This window comes from Roseofilum sp. (assembly GCF_982964205.1).
Genome location: NZ_CEZBFX010000039.1, coordinates 1 through 23339, shown reverse-complemented (window position 1 = coordinate 23339; position 23339 = coordinate 1). Strand labels below are relative to the sequence as shown.

General features: G+C 42.2%; 17 protein-coding genes and 1 pseudogene. 14 read left to right on the top strand and 4 right to left on the bottom strand.

The window, feature by feature from the left end:
- Nucleotides 1-29: 29 nt before the first annotated feature.
- Nucleotides 30-533: a phage tail protein gene (locus AC3A14_RS11800; RefSeq protein ID WP_318719675.1), complete on the bottom strand. Its 504-nt coding sequence runs from the start codon at nucleotides 531-533 to the stop codon at nucleotides 30-32.
- A 132-nt stretch (nucleotides 534-665) separates the two neighbouring features.
- Nucleotides 666-2414, bottom strand: a complete 1749-nt coding sequence (locus AC3A14_RS11795) for a phage tail sheath family protein (protein WP_318732324.1) — start codon at nucleotides 2412-2414, stop codon at nucleotides 666-668.
- Between the two features lie 393 nt (nucleotides 2415-2807).
- Here AC3A14_RS11795 and AC3A14_RS11790 point away from each other — a divergent pair, with 393 nt between their 5' ends.
- From AC3A14_RS11790 to AC3A14_RS11730, 13 genes are all read left to right on the top strand, one after another.
- Complete coding sequence (locus tag AC3A14_RS11790) at nucleotides 2808-4112, top strand: Pvc16 family protein (RefSeq protein ID WP_318732323.1); 1305 nt, start codon at nucleotides 2808-2810, stop codon at nucleotides 4110-4112.
- Nucleotides 4113-4167: 55 nt separating this feature from the next.
- On the top strand, nucleotides 4168-6144 hold the full coding sequence (locus tag AC3A14_RS11785) for an ATP-binding protein (RefSeq protein WP_318732321.1): 1977 nt from the start codon (nucleotides 4168-4170) through the stop codon (nucleotides 6142-6144).
- A 449-nt stretch (nucleotides 6145-6593) separates the two neighbouring features.
- Entirely contained in the window at nucleotides 6594-8432 is a 1839-nt protein-coding gene (locus AC3A14_RS11780) for a fatty acyl-AMP ligase (RefSeq protein WP_413039119.1), read from the top strand.
- 23 nt (nucleotides 8433-8455) lie between these two features.
- Complete coding sequence (locus tag AC3A14_RS11775; protein ID WP_318732319.1) at nucleotides 8456-10210, top strand: acyl-CoA dehydrogenase family protein; 1755 nt, start codon at nucleotides 8456-8458, stop codon at nucleotides 10208-10210.
- A gap of 19 nt (nucleotides 10211-10229) precedes the next feature.
- Nucleotides 10230-10619, top strand: a complete 390-nt coding sequence (locus tag AC3A14_RS11770; RefSeq protein ID WP_318732318.1) for an acyl carrier protein — start codon at nucleotides 10230-10232, stop codon at nucleotides 10617-10619.
- 124 nt (nucleotides 10620-10743) lie between these two features.
- Nucleotides 10744-12201: an MBOAT family O-acyltransferase gene (locus tag AC3A14_RS11765; protein ID WP_271944644.1), complete on the top strand. Its 1458-nt coding sequence runs from the start codon at nucleotides 10744-10746 to the stop codon at nucleotides 12199-12201.
- Between the two features lie 17 nt (nucleotides 12202-12218).
- Nucleotides 12219-13178, top strand: a complete 960-nt coding sequence (locus AC3A14_RS11760; RefSeq protein WP_318732317.1) for a hypothetical protein — start codon at nucleotides 12219-12221, stop codon at nucleotides 13176-13178.
- Nucleotides 13179-13180: 2 nt separating this feature from the next.
- Complete coding sequence (locus AC3A14_RS11755; RefSeq protein WP_318732316.1) at nucleotides 13181-14440, top strand: NAD(P)/FAD-dependent oxidoreductase; 1260 nt, start codon at nucleotides 13181-13183, stop codon at nucleotides 14438-14440.
- A gap of 24 nt (nucleotides 14441-14464) precedes the next feature.
- A complete protein-coding gene (locus AC3A14_RS11750; protein ID WP_318732315.1) occupies nucleotides 14465-16315 on the top strand; it encodes a DCC1-like thiol-disulfide oxidoreductase family protein in 1851 nt (616 codons plus the stop codon).
- Nucleotides 16316-16361: 46 nt separating this feature from the next.
- A complete protein-coding gene (locus AC3A14_RS11745) occupies nucleotides 16362-17843 on the top strand; it encodes an MBOAT family O-acyltransferase (RefSeq protein ID WP_318732314.1) in 1482 nt (493 codons plus the stop codon).
- 21 nt (nucleotides 17844-17864) lie between these two features.
- Nucleotides 17865-19058, top strand: coding sequence for a hypothetical protein (locus AC3A14_RS11740; RefSeq protein WP_318732313.1), 1194 nt, complete (start codon nucleotides 17865-17867; stop codon nucleotides 19056-19058).
- Nucleotides 19024-19746 carry a TVP38/TMEM64 family protein gene (locus AC3A14_RS11735; RefSeq protein ID WP_318732312.1) on the top strand — a complete coding sequence of 241 codons (723 nt, stop codon included), beginning with the start codon at nucleotides 19024-19026 and terminating at the stop codon, nucleotides 19744-19746. Before AC3A14_RS11740 ends, AC3A14_RS11735 begins: the two co-directional genes overlap by 35 nt.
- Before the next feature lie 21 nt (nucleotides 19747-19767).
- Nucleotides 19768-21711, top strand: coding sequence for a CRTAC1 family protein (locus AC3A14_RS11730; RefSeq protein WP_318732311.1), 1944 nt, complete (start codon nucleotides 19768-19770; stop codon nucleotides 21709-21711).
- Between the two features lie 2 nt (nucleotides 21712-21713).
- Here AC3A14_RS11730 and AC3A14_RS11725 read toward each other — a convergent pair whose 3' ends face one another.
- Together AC3A14_RS11725 and AC3A14_RS11720 are read right to left on the bottom strand one after the other, a co-directional pair.
- Nucleotides 21714-22631 carry a sulfotransferase family protein gene (locus AC3A14_RS11725; protein WP_318732310.1) on the bottom strand — a complete coding sequence of 306 codons (918 nt, stop codon included), beginning with the start codon at nucleotides 22629-22631 and terminating at the stop codon, nucleotides 21714-21716.
- 235 nt (nucleotides 22632-22866) lie between these two features.
- Nucleotides 22867-23106, bottom strand: coding sequence for a hypothetical protein (locus tag AC3A14_RS11720; RefSeq protein ID WP_318732309.1), 240 nt, complete (start codon nucleotides 23104-23106; stop codon nucleotides 22867-22869).
- Nucleotides 23107-23110: 4 nt separating this feature from the next.
- Between AC3A14_RS11720 and AC3A14_RS11715 the strand changes: the two are divergent.
- A pseudogene (locus tag AC3A14_RS11715) lies at nucleotides 23111-23339 on the top strand (hypothetical protein); the annotation flags it as partial.

The window sequence follows — 23339 nt, the reverse complement described above, 5'->3', positions numbered from 1 at the left end:
GGAATGAAAATGTGACAGATATTCAGGTTCTAAGCCGCTTGTGACATGGCGACAACTTTGGTAATTCTCTCCGCCACAAATTCATAGGTTTCCATGACTAATTCCCCAGAAGTGGCATCAACATCAGAAACGGAATATTTCTTGATCCAAGCTCGGTCTAGATTCCATCGCAACACTTCTGCATTGCTTGGATCGTAGACTACCACTGAACCCGATTTACGCTGGCTCGCCCAATTGCCATTGCCCCCTTCATCTTTTGGCATCACGTCTAAAAACCATTCAAAGAGTCGCGCTGCTGCTCCTTGGGTATCATCATTGACATATACTTCAATGGTCATGGAGGGGTTGGTTTCATAGCCGGCGATCGTTGTCTGTCGCTCTGAGCCTCTTTTACCACAGTGAAGGGGTTTATCTCCACCGGTTACCTTACCTTCATAGGTCAGAGCAGCCATACTTTTTATTTCTAAGTTTTCTAAACCTTCAAAGTTTAGATAAAATCGGTTGGCTGTAGTTGTAAAAACTGGAGCTGCCATGGTGTACTTGTCCTTTTACTGTTCCTTTTACTGTTTTTTTAGGATTGGAATGCATATAGCGCTGGGCGCTGGTAATGAGTAAAAGGTTTAACTCAGAAGATCGGAGGGCATCCCATCTCCTGAATTAACCCATTAACTTTCGCCTTCAGCCGTCCATTGACTGATACGGAAGATAACAAATTCAGCCGGTCGCACGGGAGCAATACCGACTTCTACATACAATCGACCGAGCATCATACTTTGGGGAGTATTAATATCAGAATCACACTTGACGTAGAAAGCTTCAGCAGGAGATCCTCCCATCAACGCACCAGCTCGCCACAAATCCGTTAAGAAACTGGTAATCGTGCGTTTAACCCGTTGCCACAGGTCTTCATCGTTGGGTTCAAAGACGACCCATTGCATTCCATTTTCAATGGATTTCTCGATGTAGCTCATCAAGCGGCGAACGTTGATATAGCGCCATTGGATATTATCCGGCTCAACGAGAGTTCTAGCACCCCAAACCCGAATGCCTCGGTTGGGGAAGGGACGAATACAGTTAATTCCCGCAGGGTTAAGCAGTTCCTGTTCCCGGAAATTACAATCGTAAGCTAAACCGATAACTCCTCTGGGGACTTCGTTGGCAGGTGCTTTATAAACGCCTCGCGTTTCATCGTTGCGAGACCAAACCCCTGCCATATAACCACTGGGAGGAATGGCTACTGGGCGACCAGCATTTCTGGGATTGGGAACCCGAATCCAGGGATAATAGAGAGCGGCAAATTGCGAACGGCGGTTAAATTCTTCCCGCAGCCAACGACTGATTTGTTGGGGTTTTACTCGGTCTGGGGGTGGATCGAGAATCACCATCCGGTTGGGAGCATTCGGGATATCGCCATCGGCAGCTCCTTCACAGAGGCTGACCATTACATCCATAATCCCGTGCAGTTGGTCGATGTTAATCAGGCCGGTTTCATAGACTTTCATCAGATCGGGACAAGCCATGATCGTCACTTCGTCAATCTCGAAGAGTCCCCGAACGCCAGTCCGGTCATCTCTTACCCCTTCAATATGTTGGGAGAAGCGGTCAGGAGAAGGCATCACCACGGGAGGGCTGATTTCATACAATCCATTACTGGGTCGTCGGGCTAGGGGAGAGCCACTGATGGATAGGTCTACAGCAGCAATATATTCTGATTCTTCTAGGGCTGTAACCACATAGGTTGCTACAGAGGAATCAATTTGGGGATTCATGGTCAGGTTTTCAAACCGTTCGAGTTCTTCATCCCCTTGGGCAACGACTACGGTGAAAAATTCCCCAGTATTCGCGGGAATAGTTGTACTGGAGGTACTCTCGGTCGTACTTGAAGTACTCGCACTTGAAGAACTCGTACTCGATGGTGGGGGTTTGGGTTCTCCATCCATAATTTGCACCCGAACGGAGCGATCCACAGGTACGAGCATGGCATTGATCGAGCCATTATCGGTAGTGGTGAGGTCAGAACCTGGACGGATAGAGAATTTTAGGGAAGGTCGGTTTCCCCGGTTCATAATGCTGGTTCCGGTTTCTGTTGCTTCTGGTTCTGGGGAACCGGGTAAGCGAGTGCCAATACTAACAACCCAACAGCGACCACCGCCATTGAGGAACCATCCATAGACACTTAGCGGTAAGTAGGCCCCAAAGTCGGTAAACCCGTCGGAGTTGGGTCGGCCAAAATATTGCAGATATTGATCCCAAGTGGTGACCAACATCGGTTTAAACGGTTCTGCGCCACCTCGGATGTCCTCGGTAAAACCGACGAAGCCTCCTACGGCAGTCGGGACTCCCTCAATGGGACGACTGCCGCGATTGACTTCTTCGATATAAACACCGGGAGCGTAATAATCAAGTCTCGCCATAGTGGATTCCTTCCGAATACCAAATTACTGTGGAGAATTCTGGTTAATAGATGGGCTAAGAGATGACTTTATCCAAACTTGGATATAAAAATCAAAAAATTAGGGAGATATGTTTCCTAAAATAAACTCTTAAACCACGATAGTGCCACCATACAATAACCGATGAATTAATGACTACTTTTTTAAGGGTTTTTCTTGAAGATTTACACAACTTAACTTATCTTATAAAGAGATAATAGATATCTGATAAATATCAATAAAAAACAACAAAAATTAATGTATAGAGGAATGGCTAATCCTAAGTTAAGATAGCCGCTAAGACCCCATTAAGCTATTTTGGAGCAGGGTCTGACTCCAGAATGGACAGAGCAGTGAAGCGAGTGAGTGAATTGAATGGCTAATTATTTAGCGATCGCCACGGCCACAGCGACCATGCAGCGTATTATTCAACAAGCGATACAAACGGATGTAGATGGTTCTAGGGTAACCACGGTGCGCCCTGATGGTGCAGGGGGAGGTATCCCAGAAACTGGAGTGAATCTATACTTGTATCACATCAAACGCAATCCGGCTTTAACCAATCAAGACACTCCTAACTTTCAACGACGGGGAGATATGGTCAAGCGCAGGCAAGCAGCTCTAGATTTATTTTACGTGATTTCTTGTTACGGTAATGATGCTGAATTAGAACCGCAAAGACTCTTAGGTTGTGTGGCTCGTGCGTTAGAAGATCAGTTGGTTTTTACACCTCAGATGATTCAGGAAACGATTAACGATCCGACATTCGATTACTTAGAAGGGTCGGATTTAGCCGATCAAATTGAGCAAATTCGGGCGGAATTCATCTCTGTTTCTACGGATGAACTCTCGAAAATTTGGTCAGTTTTTTTTCAGACTCCCCATGCTTTATCTGTGGTCTATAAAATCAGTGTGATTCTGATTGAAAGCGATATATCAGCCAAATCTTCACTACCGGTGCGCGATCGCCGCATGATTGGCGGCCCCTTCCCGAAACAACCTGTGGTCGATCAAGTGGTCAATACTACAGGTAAGTATATGCCTATTTTAGCCAATAGCACCCTCCGTATTCGCGGTCGATTCCTCTCCCATTCGATCGCCCAAGTTCGGATCAATCAAGCCGAAGTCACTCCCCAAATCATCAACGATACAGAATTAAGCCTTTCCCTGCGTCTGGTTCCCAATACCCATCTACGGGCTGGAGTCCAATCCCTGCAAGTGATTCATCCCCAACTGCCGTCCCTTCCGTCTCAAAATGGCCGTCGTCCTCCTCGTCCTAGTACTACCACTGAACCAGTTCAAAAAGTCGAATCTAATGTTTTTCCTTTTGTGGTGCGTCCCAGTTTTCTGGGTTATGAACTGGTAGACATTGAAGAAACGGAAGAAGACCGTCGCTTGGGTCAAGTGATTATTCGCACGAACTTAACGATCGGTTTGGGACAGCGAGTGGTGCTAATGCTCAATGAATACTCTAGCGAAAACGCGATCGCTTATCTGTTCAACAGTACCCCCATTCGGGAAAATACCCGCACCCCAGTTATTCCCATTAGCAATGTACAACCGGGAGACTATTTTGTTCGGATTCAAGTTGATGGCGCAGAGAGCTTACTGGATGTGGATCTCGATCCCAATAGTCCCACCTATGAACAATATATTGGCCCCATTCTCACCTTGGAATGATTCCACAATTAACTGAGCAACATCGACGAGTTATTAGTATTGTTTTTATTAAGCCATGACTGATTTATTAAACTACACTTGGCAAAATGAAAATCAACAGGATTTAATCCAAGGGTTAGCAAAACTGCAAGCCAGGATTAATGAAAAAATCAGTCGAGATAATCCAGCAGAAACAGTTACCGAGCAAGGTGAATCGATTCCCGATTTAGAAGACTCTCAATTTGCCCTCGATCAACTGTGTAGTACGTTTAATCTTTCGAGTTTTGAACGGGATATTTTACTGTTATGTGCGGGTGCAGAATTAGATGAACAGTTTTTAGACTGGTTAAGTCAGCTCCAAGGAATAGCTCAGAAATCTTACCCAACATTTGGGTTAGCACTGAAACTTTTAGATTGCCCCCATTGGAGCGCTTTAACGCCGGAATCTCCCTTACGCTACTGGCGCTTAATTGAACTGGGATCGGGGCCGTCGTTTACCCTGAGTCCTCTGCGAATTGATGAGAGTATTCTACATTATTTGGCGGGAGTCAAAACCCAACCGTTGCCACTCGAAGCTCTGATCGGATCGTTGGACGTTTCGGTGTCTCTAATGGAACATGACCATGAACTGATTCAAACGTTAGTGGATACTTGGGTGGGTGCTGCTAATGGTCAGGAGTTTCCTTTAGTACAATTATGTGGGGAAGATAGTCGGAGTAAACAGGCGATCGCCACCACCGCGTTTGCTAGTCTCAATCTAACCCTCCATCATCTCGATCCCGCTCAACTTCCCTCTAGTCCCCATGATGTGCATCAACTGCTGAGGTTATGGCATCGAGAGGCCTTTCTCAAGGGGTATGCGCTGTTGATTAATTGCGATAAACTTGCCACTCCCCTGAACCAAAACCTAGCACTCATTAAGCTCATTCAAGAGATTAGTACACCGGTGATTCTGACGAGTAGCGATCGCCTCTCCATCCCCAACCGCTCCATCATCAATCTTGAAGTCCACAAACCCACTCTGACCCAACAATCCCAATATTGGCAAACTCACCTCGATTCATGGGGTATCGAACTTAACGGGCAAGTGCAAATCCTAATTTCCCAATTCAACCTCACCAGTACTCAAATTCAAACAATCTGTAGCCATACCCTCAGTAAAAACCGCAATGAACTCCCTGAAACTATTACAAAAGAACTGTGGAGAGCCTGTCGCCAACAAGCCCGTCCTCGCATGGACGACCTCGCCCAACGGATCGAAATCAAAGCGACCTGGGATGACCTAGTGCTTCCTGAGACTCAAATGCAAACCTTGCAAACCATGGCTGCTCACCTACGCCAACGGGCAAAAGTCTATGAAAATTGGGGCTTTCGGCGCAAAAGTGGACGCGGTTTAGGCATCAGCGCCCTATTTTCCGGCCCCAGTGGCACAGGAAAAACCACAGCCGCAGAAGTTCTCGCCAATACTCTGCAATTGGACTTATATAAAATCGATCTCAGTTCTGTGGTCAGTAAATATATTGGTGAAACCGAAAAAAACCTACGCCGCGTGTTTGATGCGGCTGAAAGTGGAGGCACTATTCTATTATTTGATGAAGCCGATGCTCTGTTTGGAAAACGTTCCGAAGTCAAAGATTCTCATGACCGCCATGCTAACATTGAAGTGAGCTATCTTTTGCAACGGATGGAAGCTTATCAAGGTCTCGCTATTCTCACCACTAACCTCAAAGGAGCCTTGGATAATGCCTTTATGCGACGGATTCGATTTATTGTTCCTTTCAATTTTCCTGATATTAAACAACGGGCAGAAATTTGGCGCAGAATTTTCCCCACGGAAACGCCAACTCAAGATTTAGATATGAACAAACTAGCAAAACTGAGTATTTCTGGAGGAAATATCCGCAATATTGCCCTCAATGCGGCTTTTCTAGCAGCAGAAAATGATGAATCTGTGCAGATGAAACATATTTTGCAAGCGGCAAAAAGTGAATATGTGAAACTAGAAAAACCTCTCCTCGATAGTGAAGTCAAAGGATGGATTGCTAAACCTTAGTGTTTATAGCGCTTTGCACGCTGGGCAATAGGCAAAAACTTGTATAGCTTAGGGTCTAAGGCTTCAAACTGCACTTGATGGAAGAAAGAAATATCACAAGTTGTCTTGAGTGTGGAATTTGTAAATGAGTATCAACAGTTGCCCTGATTTCCCGATCCTTCGGTTAAAGTTTACAATTTTTCACGATCGCATCACCTATTTGAGCTAGTGCGATCGCGGCAAGGGTAGCCTTTCCAGACTCTGGTATGGGTTCCCACCCATACCAGAGGTTCTATAAAGTTTTAGTAAAGATCTTCTAGAAGAGATGACAGCTCTGAGAGGTCTGTGCCATAATGCCACTTAGATTCTGATTAAAAATAAAAGTACTTCAAGCAAAGTTTAGGTAAAAACTCCAACTCGTCACAAGATAATTCTCTCTTGTGGCTTCGATCTCTATTGGAACGGTATTCATGAGTGTAGAAGTGGAAAACTCTATATCCCCAACTCTCAAGTATGCAACTGTAATTGAGTGTTTGCGGGACTTGGCAGTTAACAAGCCAGATCAATTAGCCTATGTGTTTTTAGCAGATGGTAAAAAAGAAACAGACCCACTAACGTATCGTTTGTTGCAGCAGCAAGTTCAGGCGATCGCGGCCTATTTGCAGCAGCATCAAGCCCAAGGAGAACGCGCTCTGTTATTATACCCTCAAGGGGTAGAAGTAGTAGCCGCATTCCTGGGTTGTTTATATGCGGGTGCGATCGCCATTCCCGTTCCCCCTCCAGAATCCGGTCGCCTCAAACGCACCCTTCCCAGACTACGAGCCATTATCCAAGATGCCCAAGCTTCTTTGGTGCTAACGACGACACAAATTCAGTCCTTAATGGCGGAAGGATCGGAAGAGTTTCCCGAACTCGAAACCCTGCAATGGATTGATACCTCAACCATTTCCCTAGACCTTGCGAACCAATGGGAAGACCCTCAAGTTAACTCAGAGACCCTAGCCTATCTGCAATACACATCCGGCTCAACCTCAACCCCCAAGGGGGTAATGCTTAACCACAGCAACTTAATGCATCACTGCGGCTATCTGCAAAGAGCCTGTGGATATGATACCAACAGTATCAGCGTTACCTGGATGCCTTACTTCCATGACTATGGCTTAGTAGAAGGAATGATGGTTCCTTTATTTAACGCCACCCCCTGCTACATCATGTCGCCCTTTTCCTTCATTAAACAACCCTTGCGGTGGTTGCAAGCCCTGTCCAAATACAAGGCGACCCATAGCCAAGCCCCTAACTTTGCTTATCACCTCTGTGTACGCCGAGTTAAGCCCAAGCAACTCGAAACTCTCGATTTAAGCTCTTGGGAAGCAGCCGGAAATGCGGCAGAACCGATTAACCCAGAAGTCATGCGCACCTTTTATGACACCTTTGAATCCTGTGGGTTTCGCTGGAATACCTTTGCCCCTTCCTATGGTTTAGCCGAAGATACCCTCTTAGTCTCAACAAAACCCAAACTCACCGATCCGGTATTTCTCCCTGTAGATACAGCCCAACTAGAGCAAAATCGGGTAGTGACGGCTTCACCAGATGAAGAAGGGGTGAGAATCTATCCCTCCTGTGGTCGCTTAGTGTGTGAAACTGAAGTGGCGATCGTCGAGCCGAGTACCTTAACCCGATGCAATGAGCAAACTGTTGGGGAAATTTGGGTCAAAGATCCCAGCGTCGCTCAGGGCTATTGGCAACGGCCAGAAGCCACAAAAGAAACATTCCAAGCCTATACTAAAGACACCCAAGAAGGGCCCTTTCTACGCACGGGTGACTTAGGATTCCTCCATGAAGGGGAGATTTATATCACAGGGCGGATCAAAGATCTGATTATTATTCACGGGACAAACCACTATCCCCAAGACCTGGAATGGACGGTGCAAGGACTTCATCCAGACCTGCGATCCGATTATGGTGCCGCCTTCTCCATTGAAGCGAAAGGACAAGAACAACTGGTCATTGTCCAAGAAGTCGAACGGAAAGCCCAAAATTTCGATACAGAAAAGGTCATCGGCGATATTCGTCAGGCCATTTCTGAAATTCATGAAATCCAACCCTACGCGATCGTATTAGCCAAAGCTGGGAATATCCTCAAAACAGCCAGTGGCAAAATTCAACGGCGAGCCTGTCGTAGCAACTTCTTAGAAGGAAACTTAACCGTGGTTGCAGATTGGTGTGAAAACCCCAAATTCTCGATTACCTATCGCCATTTACAAAGTGAAGTAGACTCCCTTGCTTCCGAGCTTCAATCTCAATCTTGATTCCGTTATCTTTGGAAAAGTCCATGCAGCAACTGAAACAATATTGCCTAGCTGAAAAGCTAGAACAGGCTCTGGGGAATCCAGAATCTCCCGATAATATCATGTCCTATAAACAGGTCGTTGATATTGATGAATCCGAAGCTTTTCCCCATGAGCAAGTAAACTGGCTCTATAACTGGAAACTTCAGAACTACTATGTTCCCCAAGAATATGGGGGTGAGTTTACCTCCTTTGAAGAGTTTGTTGCTATTGTTCGGGTCTTATGTCGCAGAGACCAAACCATCGGTATTGCCTTTACAACCATGTTTTGGTCATTTATTACCTGGATGGCCGGTACTCCAGAGCAAAAAGCTTGGCTATCGAATTACATGAGAAATGAAAATGGTGCCATGTGTCTCGGTTATTCCGAACGGGAACATGGGGCTGATTTAACAGGAGGAGACCTCAGTGCCAAGAAAGTCGATGGAGGTTACCTCTTAAACGGAGAAAAATGGCCGATTAACCGGGCAACCATTTCTGGTATTTCTTACATTTTAGCCAAAACAGAGGACAGTACAGCAGCCAGAAGCCTGTCCCTATTTATGGTAGATAAAAGCCGTCTCAATCCCGATCAATATTATAATTTGCCCAAAATTTTGACCCATGGAATTCGGGCATCAGATATGAGTGGTATTGGGTTCAAAGATTGCTTTGTTCCTGATGATATGCTCTTAAAAGAAGAAGGTGCCGGATTAGAGTTAGCCCTGAAAGGATTCCAAATTACGCGCACCTTGTGTTCTGCATTTTCCCATGGAGCCGCAGACACAGCTTTGAGAACCACTCTAAAATTTGCCCTCTCACGGGAGGTTTATGGGACAACTGTTTTCCAGATGCCCCAACCCCGCCATACTTTAGTCAATGGGTTTTTGGATCTTCTCATCTGTGAGTGCGAAACGATCGCCTCAGCTAGGGGATTTCATGTTGTCCCCCAACAATTCAGTGTTTGGGCAGCCGTCGTCAAGTATTTCGTCACGATTCAACTGGAGAACATGATTAATGATATCTCCGTGGTGTTGGGTTCACGATTCTATATGCGTGAAGAACATGATTCGGGGATTTTCCAGAAAGTTTTACGAGACAATTCAATTATTAGTGTATTTGACGGCAGTAGTGTCGTTAATCTCCATGCCTTGTTGCTCCAATTTCGTCAAATCTCTAAATCTAGATCCAGACGAAATGACACTAAAATGGAACAAATTGGTCAGCGTCTGAATACAATCTTTGCCTTAGATCAAGAGCTTCCTAAGTTTGAACCAGAGAAGTTGGAATTAGTTGGCCGTGGGGCGGATGATGTTCTCCAAGGTTTAGAAATTACTTTAGACCAGCTTAAGATGCTGAAAGAGAAAAATGCAATCAGCCCAGAAATTATTGAACCCGTGATTGCCTTGACTCAAGCTATCCTTGAAGAGCTTGATGCCCACGATCGGTTAATTGCTAACTCAGCCTTTGAATATGGTCACAATCAATCCCCAGAACTGTTTGAGTTGGCGAAAAAATATTGCACCTTACATGCAGCAGCTTCATGCGTGCAGATGTGGGTTTATAATCGGGAAAACCTAGATGAGTTTTTCGCTGAAGGCAAATGGTTGATTCTAAGCTTAAATCGACTGTTAGCCCCCTTCGGGCGATCGCATCCGGTTCCTGCTCCCTATATGGAAACCGTTGCCCAGCAACTCGTTAAGCTGTATGAACAGAAACAAATGTTCTCTATTGTTCCTTTCCAACTAGCAACTCTCTAAACAGAGGAGACTCCAACCCATGCAAGTTCAAAATTCTACGTCCGAACAAACTCAAACTGAACAATCACCTGTTGAAGTGCTGCAAACTTGGCTGGTTAACCAGTTAGCTGAAGTATTGTCTAAAAAACCAGACGAAATTGATGTTAGCGAATCTCTAACTCGCTATGGTTTAGATTCCATTGATGCGGTAACCTTAGTGGGAGACTTAGAAGATTGGCTAGATCTAGATGATGTAGAATTACCCTCTACTCTATTTTGGGATCACCCCACCATTGAAAATGCAGCCCAATACTTAGTATCTGAATTCGATATTTCTGACTTGGATAGTTCAGAGGGCGAACAAGCTAAAGCTGCACCAGCAGAAAAAACTAAAAAATCAGGCTGGGGTGGATTCTTTAAAGGTAAGTAAACTTAACCCTTATTTTTCCCCTGACAGCTATAGTTTTGAAGTTAAGGAGAGGTTCTTCTCTCCTTAGCTGTTGAAGATCAAGTCTCACCCCACTGATCACAGCGTTAAGAGAGGAAGCCACTCATTGAACTTCTCCGATTTTTCTTTCTGGTGGATTCTGTTTTTATTTTCAGTTCCATTTTTTACAATTAGGCTCATTGGCAAAAGTTTTAACTTGTGGCCAAGGTATTTGGATACCTTGGGCTTAATGTTCCTGTCCCTAATTTTATTCTTAAATGCTAGCTTCTCCAGCTTCATTATCTTCATCTTTCAGGTTATCTTTAATTACCTGATGGTGAAGTTTATGTTGCAGTATAAAGGTTGGAAAGCCTATCTAGTGGCGGCAACCTTAATTATTTTTGATGTCAGTGTTTTAGCTTACTTCAAATACTTAACTTTCTTGGTTGAAGATGTGATCGGTTTAGGGTTTACGATCCCTTCTAACTGGAAACAAACGTTTCCGCTACCGGTATTCCAGCAAATTCCACCAGGCATCTCCTTCTATACGTTTCAAATGGTGGCTTTCGTTGTTGATTCCTATGTCTCTAAGCGGAAAAAGCCGATTAATTTTGTCGATTATGTAAACTTTATTGCCTTTTTCCCCCAAATTGTTGCGGGTCCAATTGAACGGCGTAGTCAACTTTTACCCCAGCTCCAAGGCTTTCAGTTTAAGTTTACTGTGGAAAACTTAGAATATGGGTTGCGCTGGTTATCCTTAGGGATGTTCATGAAATTTGTCCTTGCCGATAACATTGCCCCTTATATTGAGTTACAGGAAACCAGTAATGCTTGGTTTATTTGGTTCCATGCCTTTCTGTTTACCCTCAGAATTTACTTTGACTTTGGGGGCTATAGTTTTATGGCGGTGGGCATTGCTAAGTTTTTTGGAGTCAAGTTAGAGCTTAATTTTTTAGCCCCCTATACCTCCGTGAGTATTCAGGAATTTTGGCGGCGCTGGCATATTACCCTAAGTAATTGGTTCCGAGATTATGTGTTTATCCCTTTGATGGGCCGAAACAAAAAATGGGCCCCCTTTTACTTATTTGTTACGTTTACGTTGTCCGGTTTTTGGCATGGAGCTGCCTGGAATTTTATCCTCTGGGGAGCGTATCATGGAGGACTTCTTCTCGTTTTACGATACGCCGGTCGTCCCTTCCAAAAGCTGATCGGACAGTGGACTTCTAAAACTGAGTTTATCTCTTGGGGATTAACGTTTGTCTCTGTAACGTTGGGTTGTCTATTCTTCATGGATACTAATATCGGTCGATTAGTCCTGAAGTTAAAATCCTTAATTAATCCGTTGGCTTATTCTTTTGGTAATTTTACGTCCGTTTTTAGCGATTATAATACCAATCAAATGAGTGCTTTAATGGTCACCCTGGCTTTAGCTTTAGGAGTTCTCTTTCTTGAACATTTGGCCGTTTGGCAAAAACGAGCAGAATATGATATTTTGGTGTCCCCTTGGGTTTCCAGAGGATTATTAGGATTGGCTATTTTGCTTGGGGCAAATACTCCTTCAGAGTTTATCTATTTTGATTTCTAAACTAGATTGAGAAACCTATGCAGACAGCACTAAGATTAGGCAGTTGGGTATTAATTGCGGGAATAGCATGGGGTATCGGCTATTACCATAATGCTCGCTATGGGGGGAATTTGAGTTGGTTACGGAGGTTATATGAATCGAAGATGGCGATCGCCTCTGAACCCATAGAAGCTCCCCGCAGACTCTTGATTATGGGAGGATCGGGCGCTCATTTCACCATTGATTCCGTCCTCTTGCAGGAGCAACTCGGTATCCCCGTCTTAAATCTAGGATTAGACGGTCCAGTAGGATTAAATGTTATTTTACCCAGTATTCTCCAGCATGTTCAGCCTGGAGATGTGGTATTGTTCATTCCAGAATACAATTTCGTTTTGTGGGATGAGGATGGAATTAGCGATCGCTCCGCTGCTCTAGCCATTGCCACCGGACAACCCACAGTTGGTAATATTCCCGCCAAAGAACTCGCTCAAGAAGGCTTTTTATTAGGCGTTCTCACCCTCCGAGGAGCAGTTGAATCCACATGGGACTTAATTGAAGAAGGAAAATTAACCGGTTACTATTCAGATGTCACCGCCCAAGGAGACCCCATTGCTTATCAAGAGCGTACCGGAGAGTGGTGGCAAATGGTCGTTAACCAACCCCCTTCCAAACATGCAATTAAGCGGATTAGTCAGTTTAAAACTGAAGTAGAAGCCAAAGGCGGTACACTCATCCTATCGTTGCCTTGGATTTATGGCGATAGAAACGACAAAACCATCAAAAATGTGCAAATCACCATCGAAAAACTCGAAAAAATAGCTCCCTTAATTTACGATCCAGAGACCTTAAATGTTCAAAGTAATGTTAGCTGGTTTGCCGATACCCATTACCATTTAAATCCTGAAGGGAGGAAAGTTAGAGGTGAGCAACTTGTCAAAGAATTGAAACCCATTCTAGATTCTTTACCCAAACCCAATCCCACCTCTGGCCAAAACTGATCATGCACACTCCTATTGATCTTTCCTCCTCTCATACAAGCATTCAATCTCCTTTCAAGGTCTGTATTCTTGGGGGAGGATTTGGAGGACTCTATGCCGCCTTATATCTCCAGCGCTTTTCTGAACTCCAAGTTACCCTCATCGATCAAAACGATCATATTTTATTTACCCCTTTACTCTATGAATTGATCACTAATGAACTTCAAATTTGGGAAATTGCCCCCCCCTTCTCGAAATTGATTCGCCAGAAAAAAATCAAATTCTATCAAGATCGTATCCTAGGAGCTGATTTAAAAAAACAGCAAGTTTACCTACAAGACAGGGGAGAACTTCAGTATGATTATTTGATTATTGCAGTCGGAGTAAAGAGTCTCATCGATAATGTGCCTGGAGTCAAAGAACATACCGCAAGTTTTCGTACCCTAAAGGATACTGAATTCTTAAAAAAGAAATTACAAGATTTTCGGAGTTTAAGCAAAGATCCTGTCCAGATTTCCGTTGTTGGAGGGGGGCCTTCTGGAGTCGAATTAGCCACGAAAATTGCAGACTATTTAGGACAGAAAGGAGAAGTCCGCTTAATCACGAGGGGAGATAGAATTCTGCGATCTTTTACCAAAGCAACTCGCCTTACTGCTGAAAAAGCATTAGAAGAAAGAAAGGTAAGGATTAGTTTCCTAACCCAAGTTAACTTAGTTGAAGCCAATCGGTTGATCGTCGAACAAGCCAATGAAACTAGTTCATTGCCGACTGATTTAGTGATTTGGACAACAGGGACTAAAGCGCGATCGTGGGTTTTAGATCTAGACTGTGAACATAATCGTTATGGACAATTATTAGTCGAACCTACCCTTCAGTTAAAAGGATATCCAGAAGTATTTGCCTTGGGCGATATTGCTGATATCCCCAGTAACTCAGAAATTCCCCGAACAGCTCAAGCTGCATATCAACAAGCACCAGTTGCCGCCAAAAATCTCCGGTCTAGAATTCACCAAAAACGACTCAAAAAGTTTCGCTATCTTCATTTAGGCGAAATGATAACCATAGGAGTGAATGATGCAGCAGTATCTAGCTTTGGCCTGCATTTTCATGGATCGCTTGCTTTTTTATTTAGAAATCTGGTTTATTTAATTCGGATGCCCACGATCTCTCATCGCCTACAAGTTTTCCTCCGTTGGTTACAAAGATGGTGGATGAGATGGGTAAATTGGATTTTTAAAACTCCAAAACGTAAAGCTAAAAACTATCCCACAGGTATTCAATAGAACTTTAAAATAGAAGGTAATATAATGGTGAGTGAAAGCAAGTCAGTCTTATCTCCCTGGCGCAATAAACTAGAACAGATATTTGGGTTAGACTTGCGCTCTTTTGCCTTATTCAGAATCGGTTTATCCCTCGTCTTAATCGCCGATTTATTGATCCGCTCTAGAGATATCCGAGACCTATACTCTAATGAAGGTGTTTTACCCACACCTGTCTTATTTGAACTTCTCAAACCTGGGTATTGGTCAATTCATGCTCTCAGTGGTCAAACCATTGTTCAAGCCCTATTATTTTCCTTTGCTTTACTCATGGCATTAGGAATGCTGGTTGGGTACAGAACTCGATTAGCCACCATTGCATCTTGGGCCTTATTAATTTCTCTTCATAATCGCCATCCATTTGTTATTTTTGCTGCTGATGATGTAATTAGAGCATTAATGTTTTGGGCCATGTTTTTACCCTTAGGAGCCACCTATTCCATCGATAGTGCGCTCAACTCTTCACGTGAAAAACTTCCCAAACGAATTTTAACTGGAGCAACCTTCGCCTTACATTTTCAGCAATGCTATATCTATATGTTTTCTGCTGCCTTCAAAGTCAGTAGTTCAATTTGGTTCCCTGATGGCGATGCAGTTTATTACGCTTTTAGCTTTGATCAATATGCTACTCCAGTCGCTGAATGGGGTTTGAATTTCCCCCCGCTCATGACTCTGGCAACCCATGCCACATTAGTGATTGAATGGTTAGGCCCTTTATTGCTATTTGTCCCCTTTCGGACTCCTATCGTTAGAACGCTCACAGTTATAACGTTTATTCTTCTCCATATTAGCTTTGGCTTAGGATTTGAAATTGGAATTTTTCCATTTCTTAGCAGTGCAAGCTGGTTAGTTTTTCTTCCGAGTGAATTTTGGGATTATCTCGAAAAGCGTGTAGCCACTCCACAACGCATGGGATTAAAAATTTACTATGACGCAGAGTGTGGTTTTTGCAAAAAAGTGGTTTATCTACTGCGAACGTTCTTAGTTCTACCCAGTACTACTCCCCTCACCTGCGCTCAAAATGAACCCTCAATTTACGCTGATATGGAAGCCTACAATTCTTGGGTAGTGGTAGATTGGCAAGAGAAGCGCCGTTTTAAGTGGGACGCGATCGCCTATGTGGTTAGCCTATCTCCCATCTTCAAGCCTTTTGCCAGAGTTTTACGTTGGAAACCCTTAATGAACTTAGGTAATAAACTCTATGAAACCATTGCCAATAACCGTAAATTTGCCGGTAAATTCACAGCTCCCTTTAAATTCCGTCCATTAGTTGTTCGTCCATCTTCTTTCTTCAGTATAGTGGCTATCTTGCTATTTGCTTATACTACCTTTTGGAACGTTAAAAAATTAGCCAACAGAACTCTCAGTCGAGAGCATGTCATCAATCGAATCTTATCTAAAAGAACTTTTCAGAGAATAGAAGGATTTGGAGGTTTAACTCGCTTAGATCAAGGATGGAGTATTTTTGCACCCTCTCCTCCTAAAGATGATGGCTGGCATGTCATTCAAGGTAAACTTAAAGATGGTACACCCGTGGATCTTCTCAACCGAACAACAGGGGAAGTCACTTGGGAAAAACCAACTCTCAAACAACGGAATCGCTGGTATCCAAACATGCAGTGGAGAACCTATTATATTAACCTGAATCGATCGATTGGTAAACGTCTTTATCCTTATTTCGGTGACTACTTATGCCAAACTTGGAATCAAAATCATACCGGTGAACAAGAAATGGATCAAATCACGGTCTATTTTATGAATGAGCGCACTGTCCCCCCAGGAGAAGACCAAACTGTTGAACAAACAACCCATTGGGATCAATCTTGTTCTAATGAGTAATCAAAGTTAACTCAGTTTTGATAGTTCTCTTTTCTCAAAAACAAAAATGCTATTCAACTCTTACATTTTTATTTTTGTATTTTTACCGATAACCTTAACGGTATTTTGGACTTTAAATCAATTCAAATTGATCAAACTCTCTCAAGTTTGGTTAACTGCGGCTTCCTTTGCATTTTATGCCTATTGGAATATTGCTTACTTGCCCCTCCTGTTAATATCCGTTATTTTTAACTATCAAATAGGAGAGAGCATTGCCTATGCTCAACCCAAAAGTCAATCTGCTAAAACCTTACTCTGGAGTGGGATTACTCTCAATTTAGTCACGATTGGTTACTACAAGTATGCGAACTTCTTCATCACTTCTGTCAACCCAGTCATTCAGGCTAACTTCTCCATAAACACAATTATTCTGCCCTTAGCAATTTCTTTTTATACCTTTACCCAAATCGCTTATCTGGTCGATGCCTATCGAGGAGAAACGAAAAACCTCAACTATGATATTTTAACCTATAGCTTGTTTGTCGTCTTTTTTCCTCAATTGATTGCTGGTCCTATTCTTCGTCATGATGAATTGATCCCACAATTACGGAACCTTAGGAAGTATGTTTTTTCCCATGAGAATTTTAGCCGAGGTCTGGTATTATTTAGCCTGGGATTATGTAAGAAGGTTTTAATCGCGGATAATCTTTCTCCTTGGGTCGCTACTGTATTCAATCACCCCAGTGAAATCACTTTTATTGAATCCTGGGTTGGCGTACTCAGTTATACCTATCAACTGTACTTTGACTTCTCTGGGTACTCTGATATGGCGATCGGTTTAGGATTATTGTTTAATATTAACTTACCCATTAACTTTAATTCCCCTTACAAAGCCACGTCCATTAGTGATTTTTGGCGACGTTGGCACATTACTTTATCTAACTTCCTGCGGGATTATCTCTATATTCCTTTAGGAGGTAGTCGTCAAGGAGAGGTTCAGCGTTATACTAATCTAATGATGACCATGTTACTTGGGGGATTATGGCATGGTGCAGGTTGGACTTATGTAATCTGGGGAGGACTGCACGGTTTCTATCTTTGTGTTAATCATGGTTGGCGTAAGTTAAATATTCCTCTACCCAAGTTTCTATCGTGGTTAATTACATTTATATCTGTTATTGGAGCCTGGGTTTTATTTAGAGCCGATACCCTATCGAACGGGCTGAAAATTTTACAAGTTATGATGGCTGGAAATGGATTGATTTTACCTGGAGAGCCAACGGGAAAACTGGCTATATTAACTCAATTTGGAATTCAAGTTCAATCCTGGCGATCATTGAATTACTTGCCAGAGTTTTGGGATAGCGATCGCTTACCATTTGTGATTCTAGTCCTCTTAACCATTGCTGTCAAATATATGCCAAATACCCAAGAATTGATGCACAAATTCAAGCCTGATTTTATCTGGTCTTGTTGCCTGGGTTTATTAACCGGAATCTGCTTATTATCGATGAATCGTGTATCAGAATTTTTGTATTTTCAGTTCTAACTTATTACCGATGAATCAAAAATGATCTATAAAACCAATCTACTTTTTAAAAGAAAAGACAAAAAGTACATATTTTTCAATATTTTATTCTTTTCATTTATCACCCTACCGTTAATTATCGTGGGGGGGGTCAATATGATGATTGATCCCTACGGAGTATATGATAAAAAATTTGTGGTTTATGGATTAAATCATCATAAACCCAACAAGGAAAATAATGATAGGCTCTATAAAGCCATAGAGATTATTGATCTTAAACCCAATACTATTTTACTTGGCTCATCCAGAATGAAAAGAGCTTTAGATCCCAATCATCCATCCCTACAAACTTTTGCCCCTGTTTATAACCTAGGTCTTAATGGTGCAAATATTTATGAACTGAGGAGATATGTTGAGCATACACTCGTAAATAATCCAAATTTACAGAGGGTGATTTTAGGGTTAGATTTTTTTATGTTTAATGCCAATTTAGACAATCAGTCTAGTTTTACCGAATCTCGTTTAGAAAAAAAACATATTGTTTTTGAAGATTTTCTCAATACTTTGTTATCTTTAGATACCCTGGAAGCGAGCCAAGAAACTATTGAAGCAAGTGTAGAAGGATCGGAGAATGAAGAAGCATTATCACAACAGGGGTTCTTGCCTTACTTCAAGAAAGAGGACGGCAATACAACCATTCGATTTGAGGGATCTACAAAACTTTATTTTAAGTTACATCATGATTATAAACTATCAGAAGAATATATTCACGAGTTTCAAAAAATTGTTGATCTGTGTCAAAAACATAATGTAGAATTGATTATTTATTTTTCTCCTGCTCATGCGATTCGACTAGAATCAATTTATGCCAGTGGGAAATGGAGTGTTTTGGAAGATTGGAAAAGACGAATGGTTTCGATCGCGCCTGTTTGGGATTTTTTCAATTATAATAGTATTACGACTGAACCCCTATCTGAAACTATGAATAATTATGTTGATGACTCTCATTATATAAAGCCGATTGGGGACTTGGTTGTGAATCGTGTTTTAGGTGATGAAGAGAAAAAAGAGTCTGATGATTTTGGGCTTCTTTTGACTCCTAAAAATATAAATAATGTTCTGGATAAAGATCGTATTAATAGAGAAATTTGGGCAAAAAACAACCGTCAAGAAGTGGACTTTGTGAATTCAATAAAATTGGATGTCCTGGCGAGTCTTGAAAGCCAAAATAGATAGCCGATCTTTATTAGGTTCAATGAAAGGTATTTTTCTGATTATTTTTGTTATTAGTATTATTGTGACTCTAGCAGGGGTTTACTGGTTGGCGGGAGTTGATTCTTCAAAACTGGAGCTTTGGCTAGAATCTACAGGATTTTGGACTCCACTCTTTTTTATGATGATTTATATCATCTCAACCTTGCTAATTTTGCCAACTACACCTCTAAATTTGATGGGGGGAGTAATATTTGGGCCTTGGTTGGGATTATTTTGGACGAGTTTAGCGTCCATTATTTCTGCCTTAATTGGCTTTGGATTTACTCGAATAAACGGGCAAAAAATGGTGTCTGATAAGCTTAAAGGTTATTGGAAAGCTATGGATGCGGAAATTTATCAAGGAGGTGTATTCTATATTTTTGCTATTCGCCTGCTGCCGGTTATTCCCTACGGAATCGTTAATTTTGCGGCGGGTTTAACGTCAGTCAGTTTTAAAGATTATCTGTTAGGCACAGCGCTCGGAACGATATTGGGTCTGTTTCCTTTTATTCTATTGGGAAGTGAAGGTGTTAAGGCAATTCAAACTGGAGAAATTTTGCCTTTATTGGTAGCATTTGCTCTTTCTGGCCTATTAATTGGTATGGCGACATGGTATCGTCGTCGTCGGATGATTTCTAGAGAAATTATCGAGAAAATAAATCCTAAATAAACATAAACAGAGAGTGTGAACATGAAACGCAATATTCTTATATTATTTATTCTTGGATTAGTGAGTTTAGCTATTATCCTATGGACACAGCGAGATCTGGATCAGTATCCATTAAATATTGATTCTGGTTATACTCAAGAAAATCTGGACTCTGTCTATTCTCTCTTTGATTTAGGGGTAGCTGATATTAATCAAGATACCTATTTAGATGTCTATTCTACCAATCATAACGCCCGACAAATTTTCGATATTAATCAGCAAGGTAAAGGGTTTGAAAATCAAATTTATGATTTAGGATTTCCTCAAAATTATGAAGTTACAGAGCAACCTGTTTCTGATCTGCTTTTGAATAGAAAAGATCCAGGATTATATATTTATTGGCATAACTATCAATTAACGATCGCTGCCCAAAATCTCTCCAATCCAGAAGACTTTGGTGGATTAGTCATTGTCCCGCTATCAGCGACTCCCGTAACTTCGGGCGATCTATCCATTAAAATCAATGATACGAATGCTTTATCTGGGGGACTCGATAAAGTCAGGTTGGTGAACTTCCGGATCAAAGGCAATGGTCGTTTATCGATCGCCTTTCCCGCATCTTATCCTTTTTTCCCGCCATTTTTCAAACTCAATTCTGAATCGGATTTAACCCAGGTTTATATCGATTCTAAGTTTGGATCTCCTCCCTTCCATGATTTTGCCCTACCTCCGATTAATGCCTTACCTCATATGGATCGGCATGGTATGGCTTGGAATGATTATGACAATGACGGAAATTTGGATGTGGTGATTGTACGGGGTGGTATGGTCGGGAAGATGCCAGAACTTGCACCTAACGCGACAGATGAATTAATGTTGCAAACCCGATCTGGCTTTGAAGATATTGCTGAACAAGTTGGGTTAGAAAAGCAAGGTTGTGCAGCACGACAAGTGGCTTGGGTTGATTTTGACCAAGATAATCTGCTGGATCTTTATACTATGTGTGGACGGCATTGGCCACCAAATTCTTTGCAAGCGAATCAACTCTATCGCCAAATCTCTGAAGGTCGTTTCATTGATCTGGCACAAGAGAAAAATTTAGCTATGTCTGATATGGGTTGGTTTGTGTGGTTAGATATTGACAACGATCGCGATATGGATCTGTTTTGGGCTGATGAAACCACGTTTTGGCTCTACAGAAACCAAGCGGGAACCTTTGTTGCAGAAGAGTTAGGGCAAGAGGAGAGTTCAGTCAATCAACTTGCGATCGCCGATTATGATAATGATGGAGACTTAGATTTATTTGCCGCCTCCAGAAAAGGAAGTGTATTATTTACAAATAATCAAGGTGAATATATTGCTACCGATCCCGAATCTATTGGACTGCCTTCTAGAGCTTTTGCTGCTAACTGGGTCGATTATGATAATGATGGGTTAACTGATTTATATACGTTGCGGTATGGAATGTATCGCCAACGTCCTAATCACACCTTTGAGAAAATCGATCTATTACAGGTTAATTCACCTAAGACATTTGGAGGATATGCTTATTGTACTTGGTTTGATGCGGATAATGATGGCGATCGCGACTTACTGATCGGTAAATCAGAAGAAATGTCTTGGTGGGAAAAACAACAAAAGAAAGCCGAGGATATTGCCGAATTAAGCAAATCTAGCAAGTCTAAAGTGTTGCTCTATCGGAATCCTGGAAATGAGAACCATTGGTTACAAATAGAATTGAAAGGGGCTGCGGGCAATACAGTCGCTATTGGTGGTAAAGTTAAAGTCATTACCGAAAATGGGACTCAATTCCAGCAAGTTGGTCAAGCAGATGGGGCTTGGCGATCTCAAGGTCACTACCGACTCTACTTTGGTTTAGGACAGCAAGATAAAGTTGAGTCCATTCAAGTCACTTGGCCCAATGGAAAAACTCAAGACATTCCCAACCCAGAAATTGATAAACTCTTAATTATCCAGCAAGTCTAAGCTCATGAGTCTAACCAAGCAATCTCTCGATGCAAAATCTCTTTAAGGTTGATAATATCAGACCGAAAGACTTCATTCAGAGATTGTCTTAACTCCATGGATAAGGGGGGAATAGGGGCACTATTCCATTGCTTCAAGTTTTTGATTAACTTCTGATATAAAGACCGTGGTAGCCATTTTTCTAGAAATGACTTTAAGGGATTAGAGGTATATAAAAACTGATGGACTAATTTATTTTTCGGCCAATATCCTTGATTTTTTCGTCCTTCAACATTTGGGACAAAAGTATCATCTACCCCTAGATACTGATATACTTCCTTCATTGTCCCTAAGGGATCTTGGCGAAAATCATCATATACAATAATTTTCAGTTGTTCTGGGGGAAAGTAATCTAAATATCGCTTAATTTGTTCTGAATACATCCCCACTTGAGTATAATGCCAATCCCAACCCCAACGATTATTGATTCTCTCTTTCTCTTGGGCTAAAGCATCTTCTAAGGATAAAGGTTCTAGTAAATGCCGGATATTCATCACATAATGGGAATACAAACGATCCACCGGATTGCGTAACATAACAATCATTTTTACATTCGGAATATAGTTCTTAATTTTTTCCGGGGCTTGGGGAAAATAAAGATATCTGACTGAGGCTTCGCCAATGGCACTTTCTCCAGAGACCTTATCAAACAATTGTTGATAACTTTGCCAATCAGTAATCGTATTTTGATACAATCTTTTACGCAAAATTTCTGGAGGTTCTGGCCCGAGCAATGGGGGTAACTTCATCCCTTCAAAGACAAAAAAGTTAGGCTCTTTAGGATTAGAAATGAACACCTGGGGATGCTGTTTGAGGTAATTCCAGACAGAGCTAGTCCCGGATTTTGCTGCCCCTAGAAGGATAAAGTTGGGAAGAGTCATTGTATGTTAACTTAAATCAGAAGTGTAGAATAAATGAGTATTAAACTAGAATACGATACGATCGCTCTGTCTAGCCAAGGCAATTGAACCAAAGGAACTAAGGGGATCTTATAATACAGATTAATTGCGCAAAAAGGGGAGCGCCCGGATTGACCCTAGAAGGAATTGTAGCCGATTATTCACCCTTAAGCCAAGAGCTGCTGCGATCAGCGATCGCCATGAATAGCACGGGTGGCTAGTTTTCCTTTAGTGTTGCCTTTCCTGAAGATAATTTCTTGGAGTACAATTCCCTTGTGTAGGTACAGTGCAAGTCTCTCGAATACGGCAAGCGGTGTAGAGACAGATGCCGAATAGGGAGCGATCGCGATCCGGTCTGCAACCCCACCTCAAATAATCGCTCCAGTCCTTCAGAGTTGAGGATTTTTGCTTGTCCATGGCGATCGATTTTCATGGGGGTTGCGCTCGTTGCTATCATCTAGATGACACTTATTACAGATGACTTCAATCAAGCAGAGGAAAAGATTTGGGACTGGCTTACATGTAGCGACCTGCAATCGAAATCGGGACAAATTGCGACGATAAAAGATAGTAGAGGAACGGAGGAGACGAGTTATCGCTATGATGAAGTGGGGAATTTAGTCAAGACTGAGTTTCCCAATGGTACGGTGGAAACGCGCGAGTATGATGAGTTGTATCGCTTGACCAATG